Source organism: Mesorhizobium sp. M7A.F.Ca.CA.004.06.1.1 (assembly GCF_003999135.1).
GTDB lineage: Bacteria > Pseudomonadota > Alphaproteobacteria > Rhizobiales > Rhizobiaceae > Mesorhizobium.
On record NZ_RZPQ01000648.1, the window covers coordinates 1 to 3416 of the forward strand.

A 3416-nucleotide genomic window follows, 5' to 3' on the forward strand; every position below is an offset into this window, starting at 1 on the left:
CGCGTCGATGGTGCGCAACTGGCCATAGATGACCCAAGGCTGGCGGCCTGCCTCGGTGGTCGTCCAGCCGGCGAGCACCGCGATGAAGCCGAGCGGCGTCGTCGCCATGGTGATCAGTTGGAACCAGCGTGTGTCGTAGAGGCGATGGCTCCAGCGCAGCGCCACGCCGGTGACGGCGGTGGCGAGAAGGATCAGCCCGATGCCGACCATGATGCGGAAGGCGAAGAAGACGATCGGCACATAGGGCTGGTCCTCGCGCGGCACCGCCTTCAGGCCCTCGACCTCGCCGTCCCAGGAATGGGTGAGATAGAGGCTGGCAAGATGCGGGATGTCGATCGCGTAGAGATTGCGCTGCTCCTCCATGCTGGGCCAGGCAATCACGGTCATCGCGGGTCCCTTGGTGGTGTCCCACAGCCCTTCCATCGCGGCGAGTTTTATCGGCTGATAGGCAAGCGTGTTGCGTCCGTGCAGGTCGCCCAGCAGGATCTGCGTCGGGGTGAGCACCAGCGCCATCCACATGGCCAGCGAGAAAGCGAGGCGGCTGGCCTCCACATGCTGCCTGCGCCAAAGATGGAAGGCAGAGACGCCGGCCACGACGAAGGAGCCGGTAATGAAACTGGCGCAGACCATGTGGGCGAGCCGGTAGGGGAAGGAAGGATTGAAGATGACCTGCCACCAGTCGACGACATGAAAAATGCCGTTGGCGTCGGCCACCGCGCCCTGCGGCGTCTGCATCCAACTGTTGGCGGCGAGGATCCAGGTGGCCGACGTCAGCGTGCCGCCCGCCACCATGCAGCAGGCGAAGAAATGCAGTCCCCTGCTGACCCGGTTCTGGCCGAACAGCACGATGCCGATGAAGCCGGCCTCGAGGAAGAAGGCGGTCAGCGCCTCGTACATGAAGAGCGGGCCGAGGACGTTGGAGACCGAGCGCGAGAAGCCCGCCCAGTTGGTGCCGATCTCGTAGCTCAGCACGAGGCCAGTGATGACGCCCATGCCGAAGGCCAGCGCGAAGATGGAAATCCAGAAGCGCATGAGATCGCGATAGACCTCGCGTCCGGTGCGCCACCAAAGGCCGCTCAGTAGCGCGACGAAGCAGGCGAGCCCGATCGTGACCGTCGGCCACAGGATGTGGAAGCCCATTGTGAAGGCGAACTGGAGTCGGGCAAGGATGACGGCATCCATGGTCAAGCCACCTCAACCTGGACCTGCGCCCGCACGATGCGGATCGGAATGCCCTTGTAGGAGGGTGTGAAACTCATTGGATCGTGGGCGTGAAGCGGCACCAGCGGATTGGTCTCTGGGTAATAGGCCGCGCAGCCGCCGGCCGGGAATGCATGGGCGACCAGCTTGAAATTGCGAACCACTCGCTCCACGCCGTCGTCTGAAACGGTGACTAGGTCGACGCGGTCGCCCGGCTTGAAGCCGCGCTTCTCGATTTCCTCGACGCTTATGAACAGCACGTCGCGTTGGCCGAACACGCCGCGATAGCGGTCTGAGAGTGAATAGAGCGTGGTATTGTACTGGTCATGGCTGCGCACGCTGGTGAGCCACAAAACGTCCGCATCGGATGCGTTATCCTCGCCGAGCCCATCGAACGGCATGAAGTTCGCCTTGCCGGTAGCCGTATTCCAAATACGCTCGCGCGCCGTCGAGGGGAGGTGGAAGCCGCCGGGTACGCGGATGCGAGCGTTGTAGCCCTCGAAAATCGGAAAGACGTCTTCGATGGCGTCGCGTATCAGGTCGTAGTCGGCGACGAAGATCTCCCAGTCCACAACTGAGCGCATCCCGAGGGTGGCGCGGGCCATGCCTGCAACGATCGCGGGCTCGCTCTTCAGGTGCTCGGAGGCAGGTTCGTTCATGCCGGTCGACGCGTGCACCATCGACATAGAGTCCTCGACGGTGATGGATTGCGGGCCTGCCGCCTGCAGGTCAACCTCCGTGCGGCCTAGGCAGGGCAGGATGAGCGCGTCGCGGCCATGGATGATGTGGCTGCGGTTAAGCTTGGTCGAGACGTGAACAGTGAGATCGAGACGGCGAAACGCCTCCTGCGTGACCTGCCAGTCTGGGATGGCAGCGACGATGTTGCCACCCATGCCGATGAAGACGCGCGCTTTTCCCTCGACCATGGCCTCCAGCGCGGTGACGACATTGTGTCCATGCTCAGCAGAGGGCTCGAAGCCAAAACGCTGTCCCAGCCGGCCGAGGAATTCAGGGGTCGGAATTTCGGTTATGCCGACGGTACGGTCGCCTTGGACGTTGGAATGGCCGCGCACCGGGCACAAGCCGGCGCCTTCCTTTCCGATATTTCCCTTGAGCAGGCAAAGATTGGCAAGCTGCTGGACGCTTTTCGCGCCGTGCCGGTGCTGGGTGATGCCCATGCCATAGACGACGATCGCCCTCTTCGCCTTCATATAGACATGGGCGGCTTCCTCGATCGCCGAGCGCGTGAGGCCCGATCGCCGCTCGATGTCTTCCCAGCATGTGGCCTTGAGGTCGGCGACGAGCGCCTCGATGCCGACGGTGTGGCCGCGGATAAAATCCCAGTCAAGGGCCTCGATCTGGTGTTCGGCGCGCAGCCGCTCATCCTCCTCGACTAGCACCTTCATCAAGCCCTTGAGCACTGCGATGTCGCCGCCGACCTTGACTTGGTGCAGGCGCGAGCTGATCGGGGTGGACGTCAGCGTCGTCATCTCGATCGGGCTCTGCGGCGCCTGAAAGCGCTCCAGCGCCCGCTCGCGGAACGGATTGAACGAAATAATGGTTGCGCCGCGTCGCGAGGCACTGCGCAGGCTGGTCATCATGCGCGGGCTGTTGGTGCCGGGGTTCTGGCCGAAGATGAAGATGCAGTCAGTCTTGTCGAAATCGTCCAGCAGCACCGTGCCCTTGCCGACGCCGAGCGACTGCGGCAAGCCGACGCTGGTAGCCTCGTGGCACATGTTGGAACAGTCGGGGAAGTTGTTGGTGCCGTATTCGCGCACAAAGAGCTGGTAGAGGAAGGCGGCCTCGTTGGAGGTGCGACCGGAGGTGTAGAACTCCGCCATATTCGGATTGGGAAGGGCGCCCAGATGCCGACCGATCATGGCGAAGGCGTCGTCCCAGTTCACCGACAAGTAGCGATCGCTGGCTTGGTCGTAGGCCATCGGATGAGTAAGCCGCCCGACCATTTCGAGTTCGTAGTCGCTCCATGTCGAAAGCTCGGTGACGGTGTGAGCTGCGAAGAACTCCGGCGTGCAGCGCTTCGCCGTCACCTCCCAGGCGACTGCCTTGCCGCCGTTCTCGCAGAATTCGAAGGGCGAGGTGTGTTTGGGATCTGGCCAAGCGCAGCCCGGGCAATCGAAGCCAAGCGGCTGGTTCATGCGCAGCAGCGTTGTCGCGCCCTTGATCGCAATATCCTGCTCGACCAGGTGCTCGCCGAG

General features: G+C 63.1%; 2 protein-coding genes. Both read right to left on the bottom strand.

The features are described 5' to 3' along the window. Window positions 1–1182, bottom strand: a 1182-nt coding sequence (locus EN906_RS27585; RefSeq protein WP_164777400.1) for a cytochrome ubiquinol oxidase subunit I, incomplete at its 3' end; no start/stop codon positions are given. 2 nt (window positions 1183–1184) lie between these two features. Further along, window positions 1185–3416, bottom strand: a 2232-nt coding sequence (locus EN906_RS27590; RefSeq protein ID WP_127375512.1) for an FdhF/YdeP family oxidoreductase, incomplete at its 5' end; no start/stop codon positions are given.